At 68.4% G+C, this 14425-nt stretch carries 14 protein-coding genes; 10 read left to right on the top strand and 4 right to left on the bottom strand.

From position 1 onward, the window contains the following. Positions 1-18: 18 nt before the first annotated feature. The 7 genes from HNP73_RS06715 (at position 19) to HNP73_RS06685 (ending at position 5886) form a co-directional block, all read left to right on the top strand. On the top strand, positions 19-1125 hold the full coding sequence (locus HNP73_RS06715; RefSeq protein WP_184147801.1) for a pyridoxal phosphate-dependent aminotransferase: 1107 nt from the start codon (positions 19-21) through the stop codon (positions 1123-1125). A 114-nt stretch (positions 1126-1239) separates the two neighbouring features. After that, the gene (gene pyk / locus HNP73_RS06710) at positions 1240-2688 is read left to right on the top strand and encodes a pyruvate kinase (RefSeq protein ID WP_184148071.1); all 1449 of its coding nucleotides are present in this window, start codon (positions 1240-1242) and stop codon (positions 2686-2688) included. Positions 2689-2714: 26 nt separating this feature from the next. Continuing rightward, positions 2715-3530, top strand: coding sequence for a 3-methyl-2-oxobutanoate hydroxymethyltransferase (gene panB / locus HNP73_RS06705; RefSeq protein WP_184147800.1), 816 nt, complete (start codon positions 2715-2717; stop codon positions 3528-3530). Between the two features lie 24 nt (positions 3531-3554). Further along, entirely contained in the window at positions 3555-4427 is an 873-nt protein-coding gene (gene panC / locus HNP73_RS06700; RefSeq protein WP_184147799.1) for a pantoate--beta-alanine ligase, read from the top strand. 47 nt (positions 4428-4474) lie between these two features. Then, positions 4475-5104, top strand: coding sequence for a TetR/AcrR family transcriptional regulator (locus tag HNP73_RS06695; RefSeq protein WP_184147798.1), 630 nt, complete (start codon positions 4475-4477; stop codon positions 5102-5104). Further along, entirely contained in the window at positions 5091-5444 is a 354-nt protein-coding gene (locus HNP73_RS06690; protein ID WP_184147797.1) for a DUF1428 domain-containing protein, read from the top strand. The genes HNP73_RS06695 and HNP73_RS06690 overlap by 14 nt, the downstream gene beginning before the upstream one ends. After that, positions 5437-5886 carry a YybH family protein gene (locus HNP73_RS06685; RefSeq protein ID WP_184147796.1) on the top strand — a complete coding sequence of 150 codons (450 nt, stop codon included), beginning with the start codon at positions 5437-5439 and terminating at the stop codon, positions 5884-5886. The genes HNP73_RS06690 and HNP73_RS06685 overlap by 8 nt, the downstream gene beginning before the upstream one ends. Before the next feature lie 99 nt (positions 5887-5985). On the opposite strand, the gene HNP73_RS06680 is transcribed toward HNP73_RS06685, so the two are convergent. Further along, positions 5986-7905, bottom strand: coding sequence for a peroxidase family protein (locus HNP73_RS06680; protein ID WP_184147795.1), 1920 nt, complete (start codon positions 7903-7905; stop codon positions 5986-5988). 228 nt (positions 7906-8133) lie between these two features. On the opposite strand from HNP73_RS06680, the gene HNP73_RS06675 reads away from it, so the two are divergent. Continuing rightward, positions 8134-9168, top strand: coding sequence for a LacI family DNA-binding transcriptional regulator (locus HNP73_RS06675; protein WP_184147794.1), 1035 nt, complete (start codon positions 8134-8136; stop codon positions 9166-9168). A 25-nt stretch (positions 9169-9193) separates the two neighbouring features. On the opposite strand, the gene HNP73_RS06670 is transcribed toward HNP73_RS06675, so the two are convergent. After that, a complete protein-coding gene (locus HNP73_RS06670; RefSeq protein WP_184148070.1) occupies positions 9194-9814 on the bottom strand; it encodes a J domain-containing protein in 621 nt (206 codons plus the stop codon). Between the two features lie 162 nt (positions 9815-9976). On the opposite strand from HNP73_RS06670, the gene HNP73_RS06665 reads away from it, so the two are divergent. Continuing rightward, on the top strand, positions 9977-10240 hold the full coding sequence (locus HNP73_RS06665; RefSeq protein WP_184147793.1) for a BolA family protein: 264 nt from the start codon (positions 9977-9979) through the stop codon (positions 10238-10240). 40 nt (positions 10241-10280) lie between these two features. Here HNP73_RS06665 and HNP73_RS06660 read toward each other — a convergent pair whose 3' ends face one another. Next, positions 10281-10799, bottom strand: coding sequence for a DUF4177 domain-containing protein (locus HNP73_RS06660; protein ID WP_184147792.1), 519 nt, complete (start codon positions 10797-10799; stop codon positions 10281-10283). A 25-nt stretch (positions 10800-10824) separates the two neighbouring features. Beyond that, positions 10825-12309, bottom strand: a complete 1485-nt coding sequence (gatB, locus tag HNP73_RS06655) for an Asp-tRNA(Asn)/Glu-tRNA(Gln) amidotransferase subunit GatB (RefSeq protein WP_184147791.1) — start codon at positions 12307-12309, stop codon at positions 10825-10827. Between the two features lie 178 nt (positions 12310-12487). On the opposite strand from gatB, the gene HNP73_RS06650 reads away from it, so the two are divergent. Next, complete coding sequence (locus tag HNP73_RS06650) at positions 12488-14422, top strand: calcium-binding protein (RefSeq protein WP_184147790.1); 1935 nt, start codon at positions 12488-12490, stop codon at positions 14420-14422. Positions 14423-14425: the final 3 nt, after the last annotated feature.

Raw genomic sequence — 14425 nt, 5'->3', positions numbered from 1 at the left:
ATCGGTTCCGTCACACCCATGCGTCTGACACCGCTCGCCGCCAGCCTCCCCGCCACCGTGCCCTTCGTCGGACCCGAGGCGCAGGAGCGCGCCCTCCGCCGGCCGTTCGTGGCGCGGATCGGCGCGAACGAAAGCGTCTTCGGTCCCTCGCCGAAAGCGATCGCCGCCATGGCGGCGGCGGCATCCGAGGTCTGGATGTATGCCGACCCCGAGCTTCACGACCTGAAAGCCGCTCTGGCGGCGCATCACGGGGTTCGTCCGCAGAACATCACCGTGGGCGAGGGGATCGACGGCATCCTCGGCAACCTCGTGCGGCTGCTGGTGGGGCCGGGGACGCCGGTCGTCACCTCGGCGGGCGCCTATCCGACCTTCAACTATCACGTGGCGGGCTTCGGCGGGGTGCTGCAGACGGTGCCCTACCGGCGCGATCAGGAGGACCCCGAGGCGCTGCTTCTCGCCACGCGCAAGGCCGGCGCGCCGCTGGTCTATCTCGCGAATCCCGACAACCCGATGGGGACGTGGCACTCCGGCCGGGCAATCTCGGAGATGATCGGCCGCCTTCCCGGTGGCGCCGTGCTCTGCCTCGATGAGGCATACGCGGACTTCGCGCCCGACGACGCGATCCCGCCCCTTGATCCGGCCGAGCCGAGGGTGATCCGCATGCGGACGTTCTCCAAGGCGCACGGCATGGCCGGCGCGCGGATCGGCTACGCCATCGGTCACCCGGAGCTGATCGCGGCGTTCGACCGGGTGAGAAACCACTTCGGCATGAACCGGATGTCGGTGGCGGGCGCCATCGCGGCGCTCGGGGATCACGCCTGGCTCGGCCACGTGCGTGAGGAGGTGGCGGCGGCAAAGGCCCGGATCGCCGAAATCGCCGCCGCGAACGGTCTGCGCACCCTGCTGTCGGCCACGAACTTCGTCGCCGTCGACTGCGGCGGCGACGGGCGCTTTGCCACGGCGGTGCTCGACGGGCTCGTCCGCCGCGGGGTTTTCGTGCGCAAGCCGGGCGTGGCGCCGCTCGACCGCTGCATCCGGGTCAGTGCCGGACGTCCGCCGGACCTCGACGCCTTCGCCGCCGCCTTGCCGGAGGCTCTCGCCGACGCGAACAAATCACACAGTTAGATGACAGGGGGATAAATCGGGGATTGGTCCGCATTAGCCGTTCCATACCCCGGTCGTTCCGCTATAAAGGCGCCCGTGTCAGTACCGGATGGGAATTAGCTCCGCATGACCGCGATCCGTCGCCAGCGCAACGTCAAGATCGTCGCAACGCTCGGCCCGTCCTCCGACAGTTACGAAATGATCCGGGATCTCTTCGTGGCGGGTGCCGACGTCTTCCGACTCAACATGAGCCACGGCACCCAGGAAGACATCGCGCTCCGACACCAGATGATCCGCAAGGTCGAGGCCGAGCTCGGCCGGCCGATCGGCATCCTCGCCGACCTGCAGGGACCGAAGCTGCGCTGCGGCGCCTTCGCGAACGGGCCGCTCACCCTCGTCGAAGGCCAGAGCTTCCGCTTCGATCTCGATCCGGCCGAAGGGGACGAGACCCGCGTCTGTCTGCCGCATCCGGAGATTTTCCAGGCGCTTGAGGTCGGCTCCACGCTGCTCGTGAACGACGGCAAGATCCGCGTCCGGGTGACGGAGTGTTCGCCGGATCACGCGATGACCGAGGTGGTGGTCGGTGGCGAAATCTCGAACCGCAAGGGCGTGAACGTGCCCGACGTGGTGCTGCCGCTGGCGGCGCTGTCCGAGAAGGATCGCAAGGATCTCGAATTCGCCTGCAACCTCGGCATCGACTGGCTGGCGCTCTCGTTCGTGCAACGCGCCAGCGACGTTTACGAGGCGCGTGAGCTCGCCGATGGTCGAGCGGCGATCCTCTCGAAGATCGAGAAGCCGGCGGCGGTGAATGCCTTCCAGGAAATCCTCGACGCCTCCGACGGCATCATGGTGGCACGCGGCGACCTTGGCGTCGAGCTGCCGGTACATCGCGTGCCGCCGATCCAGAAGCGCCTGACGCGGGCCTGCCGCATGGTCGGCAAGCCGGTGATCGTCGCGACCCAGATGCTCGAGAGCATGATCACCAGCCCGGTGCCGACCCGCGCCGAGGTCTCCGACGTGGCGACCGCGATCTACGAGGGCGCGGACGCGGTGATGCTTTCGGCCGAATCCGCTGCGGGCGAATACCCGATCGAGGCGGTGGCGATGATGAACAACGTCGCCGAGTCCGTGGAAAGCGACACCACCTTCCGGCCGGTGATCGAGGCGCAGCGGACCGTTGGCCGCTCCGGCGTTTCTGACGCCATCACCGTCGCGGCGCGTGAAGTGGCCGAGACGACGAAGGTGAAGGCGATCTGCTGCTTCAGCCATTCGGGCACGACCGCGCTGCTCGCCGCGCGCGAGCGTCCACGGGTGCCGATCATCGCCCTGACGCCGAAGGTCGATACCGCGCGCCGGCTGGCGCTGAGCTGGGGGCTGCACTGCGTCGTGGTTCCCGAGGTCGATCGCTTCAAGCTCGCCGTGGTGAACGCCGCGCGGGTGGCGCGCGAGCACGGCTTTGCCTCGCTCGACGACCGCATCGTCGTCACCGCCGGCATTCCGTTCGGCGTCGCCGGCAGCACCAACATCCTGCGCGTCGCGACTGCGAACGAGCGGGCAATCTACGAAGGCGGCGGCGAGGACTGATCCCGCCTGAAAGGATCGGAAATCCAATGAGCACGCATGTTCCACGCAAGGCGGTGACACCTGCGGCGGTGCTGGCCCGCAAGGGCCGGGAGCCGCTGGTCTGCCTCACCGCCTACACCACCCCGATGGCGCGGCTCGTCGATGCGCATGCCGACGTCATTCTCGTCGGTGACAGCCTCGGGATGGTGGTCCACGGCCTGCCGTCCACGGTTGGCGTGACGACCGAGATGATGATCCTGCACGGTCAGGCGGTGCGTCGCGGCACGTCCAACGCTCTGCTCGTCGTCGACATGCCGTTCGGCTCCTACGAGGCTGGTCCGGCACGGGCCTTCGAGACCGCGGCGCGGATCATGACCGAGACCGGCTGCGCCGCGGTGAAGCTCGAAGGCGGCGAGACCATGGCCGAGACGATCGCCTTCCTGACCGCGCGGTCGATCCCGGTCATGGCGCACGTCGGCCTGATGCCGCAGCAGGTGAACACCACCGGCGGCTACCGGGTGCAGGGCCGCGGCGCCGACGCCGACCGGGTGCTCGCCGATGCAAAGGCGGTGGCCGAGGCCGGCGCGTTCTCGGTGGTGCTGGAAAAGATTGCCGAGCCGCTGGCGCGGCGCATCACCGAGGCGATCCCGATTCCGACCATCGGCATCGGCGCCTCGCCCGCATGCGACGGCCAGATCCTCGTGATCGACGACATGCTGGGGCTCTTCACGGACTTCCGCCCCTCGTTCGTGCGGCGCTATGCGGAGCTCGGCCAGGCGGCGGACGCGGCGATCGCCGCCTATGCCGCGGACGTGCGCGCGCGGACGTTTCCCGCGCCCGAGCATACCTTTCCCGACGCCTGACCGAACTCCTGCCGGAGCGCCGCCATGCCCGTCCCGATCATTCGCAGCCGCAACGAGCTGCGCGCCATCGTCGCTGGCTGGAAGGCCGCAGGCGAGACGGTTGGCGTCGTTCCGACCATGGGGGCGCTGCACGCCGGGCATCTCAGCCTGGTGCGCGCCGCAAAGGCCGGCAGTGACCGGGTGGTGGTGACGCTTTTCGTCAACCCGCGGCAGTTCAACAACCCGGCCGATCTCGCCGCCTATCCCCGCACCGAGGCGTCCGACGCCGAAAAGCTCGGGCCGCTCGCGGTGGACGTGCTCTACGTGCCCGACGGGGACCAGATCTACCCGGAGGGGTTTTCCACCACGGTCTCGGTCGCGGGCGTGAGCGAGGGGCTCTGCGGCACGCACCGGCCGGGGCATTTCGACGGGGTGGCGACGGTCGTCACCAAGCTCTTGCTGCAGACCGGTGCCGATCGGGCCTACTTCGGGGAAAAGGACTGGCAGCAGTTGCAGGTGGTCCGCCGGCTGGTGACCGACCTCGACATCCCCTGCGAGATCGTCGGCTGCCCGACGGTGCGCGAGTCGGACGCGCTGGCGCTGTCATCGCGCAATCTGCGCCTCTCCGAGGCCGAGCGCGCCGCGGCCCCGGCACTCCCGCAAGCCCTCGACGTCGCCGCTCGCGCCATCGTCGCGGGCACCCCGGTCGCTGTCGCGCTCGATGACGCACGCGCGGCGATCGTCGCGGCGGGGTTCCGGTCGGTCGAATACCTTGAACTGCGCCGCGATGCCGACATGGCCCCGACCGAGAGTGCGGAGGCGCCGGCGCGGCTGCTGGTGGCGGCGTGGCTCGGAGATATCCGCCTCATCGACAACCTGCCCCTGCCCGCTGTCGAGCGCGCCCGCCAGGCGGGTTGACACACATACCGACCGGTTCGTATCTTTGAGCCAGCGAGGGAGGCTCGATGGCGCGCGGTGAAGGTCGGAACAGGTTGCTCGATGCGGCACTCGCGGTGATCCGCGAGAAGGGCTACGCCGCGACCAGCGTCGATGACCTTTGCCAACGCGCCGGGCTGACCAAGGGCGCGTTCTTCCACCACTTCCGCTCCAAGGACGATCTGGCGATCGCCGCCGCTCATCGCTTCGGCGAGATGGCTGCCGGCCTCTTCGACACGGCGCCGTTCCGCGACCTCGCCACGCCCCGCGAGCGAATCCTCGGCTACGTCAGGTTCCGGCACGACATCATTGGAGGCGAGGCGGCAGAGTACACCTGCCTGCTCGGCACGATGGTGCAGGAGACCTACGCGAGCCACCCGGGCATCCGCGCGGCGTGCGAGGCGGAACTGCTCAAGCATACCGAGAGCTTCGAGCCCGACATTGCAGCGGCGCTCGGTGCGGCGGGGCGGACCCGGCCGGAATGGTCGGCGGCCAGCCTCTCACGGCACATTCAGGGAACGCTGCAGGGGGCCTTCATCCTCGCCAAGGCGACCGGTTCGGCGGAAATCGCCCGCGAGAGCGTCGGGCATCTGCTGCGTTACCTCGAAACGATCCTCACGCCTGAAACCGAAAGGGAGCTGTGTGATGAGCTACGTTGATGGATTCGTCGTGGCGGTGCCCACCGCGAAGCGCGAGGCCTACCGCGAGATGGCCATGGCGGCGATGGCGGTGTTCCGCGACCATGGCGCGACGCGTTGCGTCGAATGCTGGGGAGATGACGTGCCCGATGGAAAGGTCACATCCTTCCCGATGGCGGTGCAGGAGAAGGATGACGAGACCGTGGTCTTCTCGTGGATCGAGTGGCCCTCGCGCGAAGCACGAGACGCGGGGAACGCCGCGGCGATGAAGGATCCGCGCATGTCGCAGGACATGAGCCAGATGCCGTTCGACGGTACGCGAATGATTTATGGCGGCTTCGAGCCGATCGTCGATGTCTGACCCGGCAGCGAAGGCGAGCGAGGCCGATGCAAGGGCGATTCAGGCGGTGTTTGCCGCGATCGCCCATGGCTTCCGTGATCGCGATGCGGCGGTGATCGCCCGGCACTATGCCCGCGACGCAATCGTTGCCGATCTCGCGCCACCCTTGCAGCGTCAGGGTGTCGAGCCGGGGCCGCTGCAGGAATGGCTCGACGGCTGGGACGGGCCGGTGATCCTCACGCACAAGGACATTCTGGTCGATCTCTCCGGTGATCAGGCGGTCTGCCATGGGCTGGTGCACACCGAGGTGCTGCGCGGCGGCGAGGCGATCGGCTGGTGGGCGCGGGCGACAACCGTGCTGCGCCGCGCCGACGACGGGCAATGGATGGTGACGCTGGAGCATGTGTCGGTGCCGTTCCACACCGACGGCAGCTTCCGCGCGGCACTCGACCTGAAGCCGTAGCGCGAAAAAAAAGCGGCTGGACAAGCCAGCCGCAGGTATCAGTGGTCAGGGAGGAAGCAAACCTGACGCAAGGTTTGCGGCGTGAGCCCGAATGCCGCGTCAGCGGCACTGGGCAATGGTGTGATCTCCGACGCGCGCCAGCAGGGTATCGAGCGGCGTCATGACCGGCCCGAACCCCGGGCGGCTGTGGTCGGCGTAAAACTGTGGCAGCGCATAGCGGCTGTCGGACAGCGGATCGGTCACCCGCTCGATCGCGCCTTCGATCATCTCGCGCGGTGGCATTGCCAGCACCAGATGATCCAGCCGGCTCTGGGTGAACTCGATGGTCTGGATCCGGTCCGGCACGACCGCGACGCCGTCGAGTTGCTCGCGAAGTTCCTGAACGGTCGTGGGCCGCGTCGCGGGATCAGCAGACCACTGGGCCACCAGACGGCCCATCTCGATGTAGTCGGCGACCTCGATTTCCGGGATGGCCGGATGGGCGGGAGCGTTCATGTCGAGCATGTCGAAACCTCCGGAGGCAACCCGATTGGGACAAGCGGCAGCGGAGTCCGACGCATCGTCCTGATCGGGGGTGTCGAGGGCGTGAAGCCGCGCCCCCTCGGCAAAGCGGTAGTGCGATTGCAGGAAGCGGATCACCTCGGCCATGCTGGCCGGCGCGCCGTTGCGGAACAGCAGCGCGCTTGCCGCGTCGGCCTCGGGGTCCTGCGGTTCCGGCCCGAGGGCGGCGGCGAGCGTCTCGCCCATGATGACCGAGCCGAGCGCGCCAAGTGATTTTCCGCCCGCGTCAGCTTCGGCCTCGAGCATGAGAAACAGCGTGAGGGGCGGATCCTGCGACAGCCGCCCGACGGCTTCGGGATCGAGCCCGGCGTCGGTCAGCCAGCGCGCAAGGGCGGCCTGCCACCGGCCGTCCTCGCCGAAGCGCCCGGTGAAAAGCTGCGGATCTGCCGCCCCCGCGCGGCGCAGCAGCGACGGGACCGAGCGCAGGTCGCCTCGGGTACATGCCTCGAGGTCGCGCAACACCAGCGTGGCCGCGCCGCCAGGCACCATTCCTGCGCCGAACGGGCGTGGCACATGCGGGCCGAGGGCGCGGGCGAGCTGCGGATCACGCCGGCCGATGGAAAAGAAGTTCGAGAAATCCACCAGCCAGTCTTCGGTGAGCGGCATCTCGAAGGGGCGACCCGTGCTCGTGTGACGGAGCAGCGTCCGCAGGCCGGCTACCTGGGTCTGGGCGTTCAGGGTATAGATTTCACGCACGAGGCCATGACCGAGCCGGCCGACGCCCGCGGTGAACTCGACCGGTACACGGCGCAACTCAGCGCCCGCGGCGGCGGCGTAGCGCGCCCGGAGCGCGGGCAGGAGCCAGCTTCCAAGCACGTCGTGCCGCACGACCTGACGATAGACGGCGCGGTTGATCCGTCGCGCGAGATCGAATGCCACCTCGGTGCGACGCGACTCGGCCAGCGTTGCGGCAAGCGCGTTGTGCAGCAGTGTCCAGAGCACCTGAACCTGACCAAGGAGCAGGTTGGAATCCGAGGCGCTGTCGGGGACGAGCACTTCGCTGCGGCTTTCGACCGGCCGGGCGTCGAGGTTCGGACAGGACACCCGCGGCAGATCGCGCGTCGCGCCCCAGGCCGGCGAGGATGCGGTCGGACGGGTGCGGCCGATGCGGAGCAGATGGCGCGCCATCCCGGCCTGAAACGGCACCTGATACGAGCAGGTGTGGTGCTTCGGCCCGTCGCCGTAGATCAGACCAAGATCGAGCGACGGGCCGCCCGCCGCGGCTTCGCGCGTCGGAAAGTTCACATCGAGTACAACAAACTGGGTAAGGTACGTGACACCTGCGGGAATGTCGGACTTGGCGCCGGGGCGCCGGGTGTTTCCTATCCGCATAGCGATTGCCGCAAGCTCGGCGGCACCCTCGACGGTCGACGGATCAAGGCCGGCGAAGCGCTCGGACGGCGGCGCTGCTCCGAAGATGTTTGGCGAGATTGGCTCTGCGACGGGCGATTCTGGCATCTGTGCTTATCTCGACTTGGCCGGCCCCCGAAGCAGCGAGAGCATCCCGTGACATCACGAGATGACACCGTGGTAGGGCGGTGGGCGCCCGGCGATCGTGAGAGAAACGTAAATCCCGGGACCGACGCGGAAAAAAAACGATCCGGGTGCCTGCCCATTGCGTTTCGCGCGTACCACGGCCATACCGAACAAGTTTGGCGCGGCAAAATGCAACCCCAGGAGGAGCGGATGGGGATCCGACGTCTGGCAAAGGAGCTGCAGCTGTCCATCGGGACGGTGTCGCGGGCGCTCAATGATCGGCCGGATGTCAATCCAGCGACCCGGGCGCGCGTGAAGGCAGCAGCGATGCGAAGCGGCTACGTCCCGAACCAATCCGGGCGAAGCCTGCGCAGTGGCCGCACCGGCATGGTGGCGATCGTCATTCCCTCGAACATGGGCGGGACGGTCTACGACCCGGGCCTGTTCGTGGTGCTGGAAGGGCTGCGCCAGGAGCTCCATGAGCGCGGCCTTGATCTGATCATGCTGTCTCGCGGGGCCGACGAAGACGGCCCGGAGCATCTGAAACGCATCGTGCAGCGGCGGATCGTCGACTCGGTCGTCATCAGCCAGACCGTTCCGAATGATCCGCGGATCGCCTACCTGCAGGAGGCGGGGATCGGCTATGTCGCCTTTGGCCGGAGCGCCGGGATAGACGACTATTCCTTCGTGGACTTCGACTTCGAGACGATGGCCGCCGATGCCGCCCGTCGCTTCGTGGCGGACGGCCACCGCCGGATGGCGATCGCGACCGGAGAGTCACTGCTGAACTATCAGGAGATCCTCGTTGCGGCGTTCCGGGCCGAGGTGGTCCGTCTCGGGTTGCCCCCGGAGGCCGTTCGGCTCGTCCCGATGGCGAATGGCGAGCCGACGGCGGAGGGACGTGCCATCATGTCCGCGCCGCGAGCCCCCACGGCCTACGTCGCGACCAACGAAGGCATTGCCATTGCGCTCTACCGCGAGCTTGGCGGGATGGGCCACAAGGTGGGTCAGGACGTGTCCGTCGTCTGTAACTTCCCGCCGTTCGAGGCGCGCTCGCTGGCGCCGGCTCTCAGCTACTACGACGCCGATCTGGCGGCGGTGGGCCGCGAGCTGGCGCTGCGGCTGATCGCGCAGTCACCCGATGCGGTCGGCGACGAGACCGAGGTGCCGTGTTCGAAGCTGATCCCGCTCCGCTTCACGGCGCGGCAGAGCCACGAGCGGATGACGACCGGAATCCCGATCTGACCATCGCGCCCGGTCTCGCCTCCGGTCACTCCCGGAAGCTGCGGCTCGCCTTGATCTGCTCCCATGCCCAGACGACTTCCGCGAGGCGAGCCTCGTCATCGCGGCGGCCGCCGTTCATGTCGGGGTGCAGATCCTTCACAAGTGCCTTGTATTGCTGACGGATTTCGGTCTTGCTCTGGGTGTCCTGCGCGTCGAGGATCTCGAGCGCGCGCCGTTCCGTCGACGGCAGGCGCCGGGGCTGCGGACGGGCGCGATCGGAGCCGGGGTTCAGGGTTGCCTTCTCACCGAGCAGTTCCATCGGATCGGTATAGCCAAAACGCTGCCAGGCGCGTCCGTCGGTGTGCGGGTGCGCCGGGCCACGATCGCCCAGAGGCTGGGTGGCGCGCCCCCACACGCGGTCGGCCTCCACCCGGGCCGCGAGCTCATCCTCCGGCAGGGTGTCGAAAAAGTTCCACTTCAGATTGTACTCGCGCACGTGGTCGAGACAAAACCAGTGGAAGTCGTCGAGATTGTCAGGCGACTTCGGCGCGCGGAATTTCCCGGGCTTGCCGCAGCCGGGCTTTTCGCAGGGCCGGCCCGATGTCTCCACGGCCGCCGGGCCGCCACGGCTGCGCGAGCGCCGTTTCTTGTCGGCGCTGACCGACATGTCGAGGTTGAACGGGTTGCGGCGATCGGCTGTCAAGGCGAGACCTCGGTATGCTTTCGTGCGACTCGGATGGGGCGACTCAGGGCCGCCGCGACTCGGAGCGCAGGAGTTTAGACCATAGCCGGCACCGGCCAAAAGCCCGTCCGGCAGAGAGGAGACAGCATGACCCAGACAGTGGCCGAGATCATGCGGGCAAAGCTCGCGGCGGCATTCCAGCCGGAGCACCTGGAGGTGATCGACGAGAGCGAGTCCCATCGCGGCCATGGCGGCTGGCGTGAGGGCGGATCGACGCACTTTCGCGTGGTCATGCGCTCGAGCGCGCTCGCCGGCATGAGCCGCATCGAGCGCAGCCGGGCGGTCCACCGTACCCTCGAATCCGAACTCACCGGCGGCGTTCACGCCCTCGCGCTCGACCTCTCGACCTGACAGATGGGGACGCCCCGGCGTGTGCGCCAGAGGGGCCGGCTCAGGGCTGCTCTGCTGGCCCGAGCCGTGGCCCCGGACGCCGCGGCGGCAACTCGTCATCGAGCATGGGTTCGAGCCGGACCGGATGATGCCGGAGCGTCGATTGCAGGCGGTCGACCACCACCCGCTCCACCGCCCGGTCGACGGGACGCTCGGCCGGGGCCGGGCGCTCGCCTTGTCGCTCGCGTCCCACGGCCTGCGCCGGCTCCGGTGTGCGAAGCAGCTCCTGATACCCCGTGCCGGCACCCGCGGCGGCGCCGGCGGCAAGCCGCGGCCCGAGCGTCTCGCGCTCGCGCCGGAACACCATGACCGTGTGATCCGTCGATGACCCGCGCCGGAACCATCCGCCCGCACCCTCGGCCACCAGCGACTCGGTACAGACGTACTCCCAGCCCTGACGGGCCACCTCGTTGATTGCCTCCGCAAGGGTCATGGCGAAGAGCTCTTCCGGCCGCTTCACCCCCTTGATCTTGCGCGCCCGGCGCGGTGCCGGAACCACCTTGTAGTCGTAACTCGTCATGCCACCCTCCGGGGTACGCGTCACGTCACTCGAGGCCAAGCCGGGCGCGCACCAACGCGTTCACCGCCTTCGGGTTGGCCTTTCCGCCAGTCGCCTTCATCACCTGACCGACGAACCACCCTGCCATCGAGGGCTTCTCTTTCGCCTGCGCGGCCTTGTCGGGGTTCGCCGTGACCACCTCGTCCACCGCCGCTTCGATCGCGCCGGTGTCCGTCACCTGCCTCAGGCCCCGTTCCGCGACGATTGTCGCCGGATCGCCGCCTTCGGTCCAGAGGATCTCGAAGACATCCTTACCGATCTTGCCGGAGATCTCCTCCGACGCCACCAGGTCGATGAGCCCGCCGAGCTGGGCCGCCGAGACCGGGCTCTCGTCGATGCCGAGCCCTTCCTTGTTCAGCCGGCCGAAAAGCTCGTTGATCACCCAGTTCGCCGCCTGCTTGCCGTCGCGCCCCTCGGCCACCGCCTCGAAATAGGCGGCGCTCGTGGTCTCGGCGGTCAGGACGCCCGCGTCATACTCGGTCATGCCGAAATCCGCGACGTAGCGCGCCTTTCGGGCGTCCGGCAGCTCCGGCAGGGTCGCGGCGATGCCGTCGATCCATGCCTGCTCCAGCTGGACCGGCAGGAGGTCGGGGTCGGGGAAGTAGCGATAGTCGTGTGCCTCCTCCTTCGACCGCATGGACCGCGTCTCACCCCGGTTGGGGTCGTAGAGCCGCGTCTCCTGATCCACCTTGCCGCCGTCCTCGAGGATGGCGATCTGCCGGCGCGCCTCGAACTCGATCGCCTGTGTGATGAAGCGCATGGAGTTCATGTTCTTGATCTCGCAACGCGTGCCGAGCTCGGTCGATCCCTGCGGCCGCACCGAGACGTTCACGTCGGCGCGCAGGCTGCCCTCCTGCATGTTGCCATCGCAGGTGCCGAGGTAGCGCAGGATCTGCCGCAGCTTGCGCACGTACTCCGCCGCCTCCTCGGGGCCGCGGATGTCGGGCATCGACACGATCTCCATGAGGGCCACGCCGGTGCGGTTCAGGTCGACGTAAGAGAGTTCCGGGTCGAGGTCGTGCACCGACTTGCCCGCGTCCTGCTCGAGGTGGATGCGCTCGACCCGCACCCGGCGCGCGACGCCGGGCTTCATGTCGACGAGCACTTCGCCCTCGCCGACGATGGGGTGATAGAGCTGGCTGATCTGATAGCCCTGCGGCAGGTCGGGATAGAAATAGTTCTTCCGGTCGAAGCGCGAGAACGGGTTGATCTTCGCCTTCAGCCCCAGCCCGGTGCGCACCGCCTGCTCGATGCAGAAGCCGTTGATGACCGGCAGCATTCCGGGCATCGCCGCGTCGACGAGGCTCACATGCGAATTCGGCGCGCCGCCGAAGGCCGTGGAGGCGCCGGAGAACAGCTTGGCGTTCGACAGCACCTGGGCATGGACTTCCATGCCGATCACGATCTCCCAGTCGCCCTTGGCGCCGGCGATGATCTTCGGTTCGGGCTCGGAATAGGCAAGCTCGGCCATGCGGGTCCTCGGTCTCTGAAGCCCGGCAGTCTTACGCCGCCGCCCGGGCACGGGCAAGCGCAAGGGCGTTTTACACCGGGCTGATGGCCTGAAGTTGTTCGGGCGCCCCGCGAGGAATACCTTAACCGACCAGGGCCTATTGCGGTCCCGGACGGACCTTCGGCCACCGGAGCGCGCGATGACCACATTGAACGGAACGCCATTGCCCGACTCGCTGTTCGGGGGAGCCGCGGATGACGAGCTCTCCGGTCTCGGCGGGAACGATACGCTCATCGGCTTCGGCGGCGCGGACGTGCTGCGCGGCGGCTTCGGGAACGACATTCTCGCCGCCTATGACTTCGGCAAGACCGACGACGGCGCGCGCGACACGCTTCTCGGCAACGCCGGCAACGACTTTCTCCAGGTCGGGACCTTCGACGTCGCCGATGGCGGAGCGGGCAACGACACCGTTCTCGCCACCGGCGCGCCGACCGTCCTGAACGGCGGCGCCGGGCGCGACACACTGCAACTCGGCGGGGACATCCCCGGAGACATCTCGAACGCGCGGGTCCGCGGCTTCGAGCGCCTCGAAGGCTCGTCGAGGGACAGCGTGTCGAAACTCGCCGCCTCGCAATTCGATGCGTTCTCCGAGATCGGCGCGGCACCGGGCAAGATCGCCGTCCACTTCCAGATCTCCGGCCAGGGCAGCAGCGTGCTGCACTTCGACCCGGTTCTGGTGCGCGCCTACATCATCGGCGGCCACTCCACCGAGAGCCTCACGGTCGCGCCGGGCACGCGGACCGCGCTCATCTACACCGGCGGCTGGGCGGACGCGCTGGTGGTGGGCGGTGACGGCAACGACCAGCTCTCCGGCGGTGTCGGGAACGACACCCTGCGCGGTGGGGCCGGGAACGACATCATCGACGACTGGTCGGACTACGATGGGGACTTGCTGTTCGGAGCATCCGGCAACGACGTGATCCACTCCGGGACACGCGACACAGTCCACGGCGGCACCGGCAACGACACGCTGGTCGCCCACTCCCGGGGGTCGCTCCATGGGGACGCCGGGGACGATGTGATCTTCGTCTACCGAGGTGCCGGGGCCATTGACGGCGGCGCCGGAATCGATACCGCCAGCTATTCCCCGACCGTCGGACTGATCGGCGTGTCCATAGATCTTACCCTCACCGGGCCACAGCCGTCCGGTGGCGACCTGATCACAGGGATCGAGAACGTCACCGGCGCGAGCTTCGACGATACGCTGACCGGGAACAGTGGCGACAACATCATCGAGGGTGGTCCCGGAAACGACTCCCTGACCGGCGGCGGCGGGCGGGACACCGCGAGCTATGGCGGCGCTGGTGCCGACGTGGCGGTGGACCTGCGCATCATCGGCGGGCAGGACACCGGCGGCGCGGGAGTCGATACGCTCGACGGTTTCTCGAATCTGATCGGCGGCGCCGGCAACGACGCCCTCACCGGGGGCGTCGGGCGCAACGTCATCGAGGGCGGCGCCGGCAACGACATCATCGACGGCCGCATCGGCGTCGATCTCGCCGACTACAGCCACGCGGCGAGGGCGGTGCAGGTGAGCCTCGCCCTGACGACGGCGCAGAATACCCGCGGCGCGGGGGTCGACACGCTCATCAGCATGGAGGACCTGCGCGGCTCGGCCTTTGCCGACGGACTGGCGGGCAGTGCCGCGCAGAACCGCATTGATGGTGGTGCGGGTGACGACACCCTCGTCGGCGCGGCGAACAACGACACCCTGACCGGCGGGCTCGGCGCCGACCGCCTGCGCGGCGGCACCGGCTTCGACACCTTCGACTTCAACGCGACTTCGGAGTCGACCGCCCGGGCGCCCGACCTGATCCTCGACTTCATCGGCGCCGGCGCGAGTTGGGGCGACCTGATCGACCTCGCCGACATCGACGCCGACACCACCGTCGCCGGGAACCAGGCGTTCAGCCTCGGCCTGCGCGGCGCCGGTGGTCTCACCCTCGTCGACTTCGGCTCCGACACGCTGGTGCGTGGCAACACCGACGCGGACGCGGCCTTCGAGTTCGCCATTCTCCTGCGCGACGGCGGCCGGCCGGCGTCGGCCTATGCGGAGCACGACTTCCTGCTCTGAGCG

This window comes from Amaricoccus macauensis, assembly GCF_014201905.1.
Taxonomy (GTDB): Bacteria; Pseudomonadota; Alphaproteobacteria; order Rhodobacterales; family Rhodobacteraceae; genus Amaricoccus; species Amaricoccus macauensis.
This window is presented reverse-complemented; position numbering and strand designations above follow the sequence as displayed.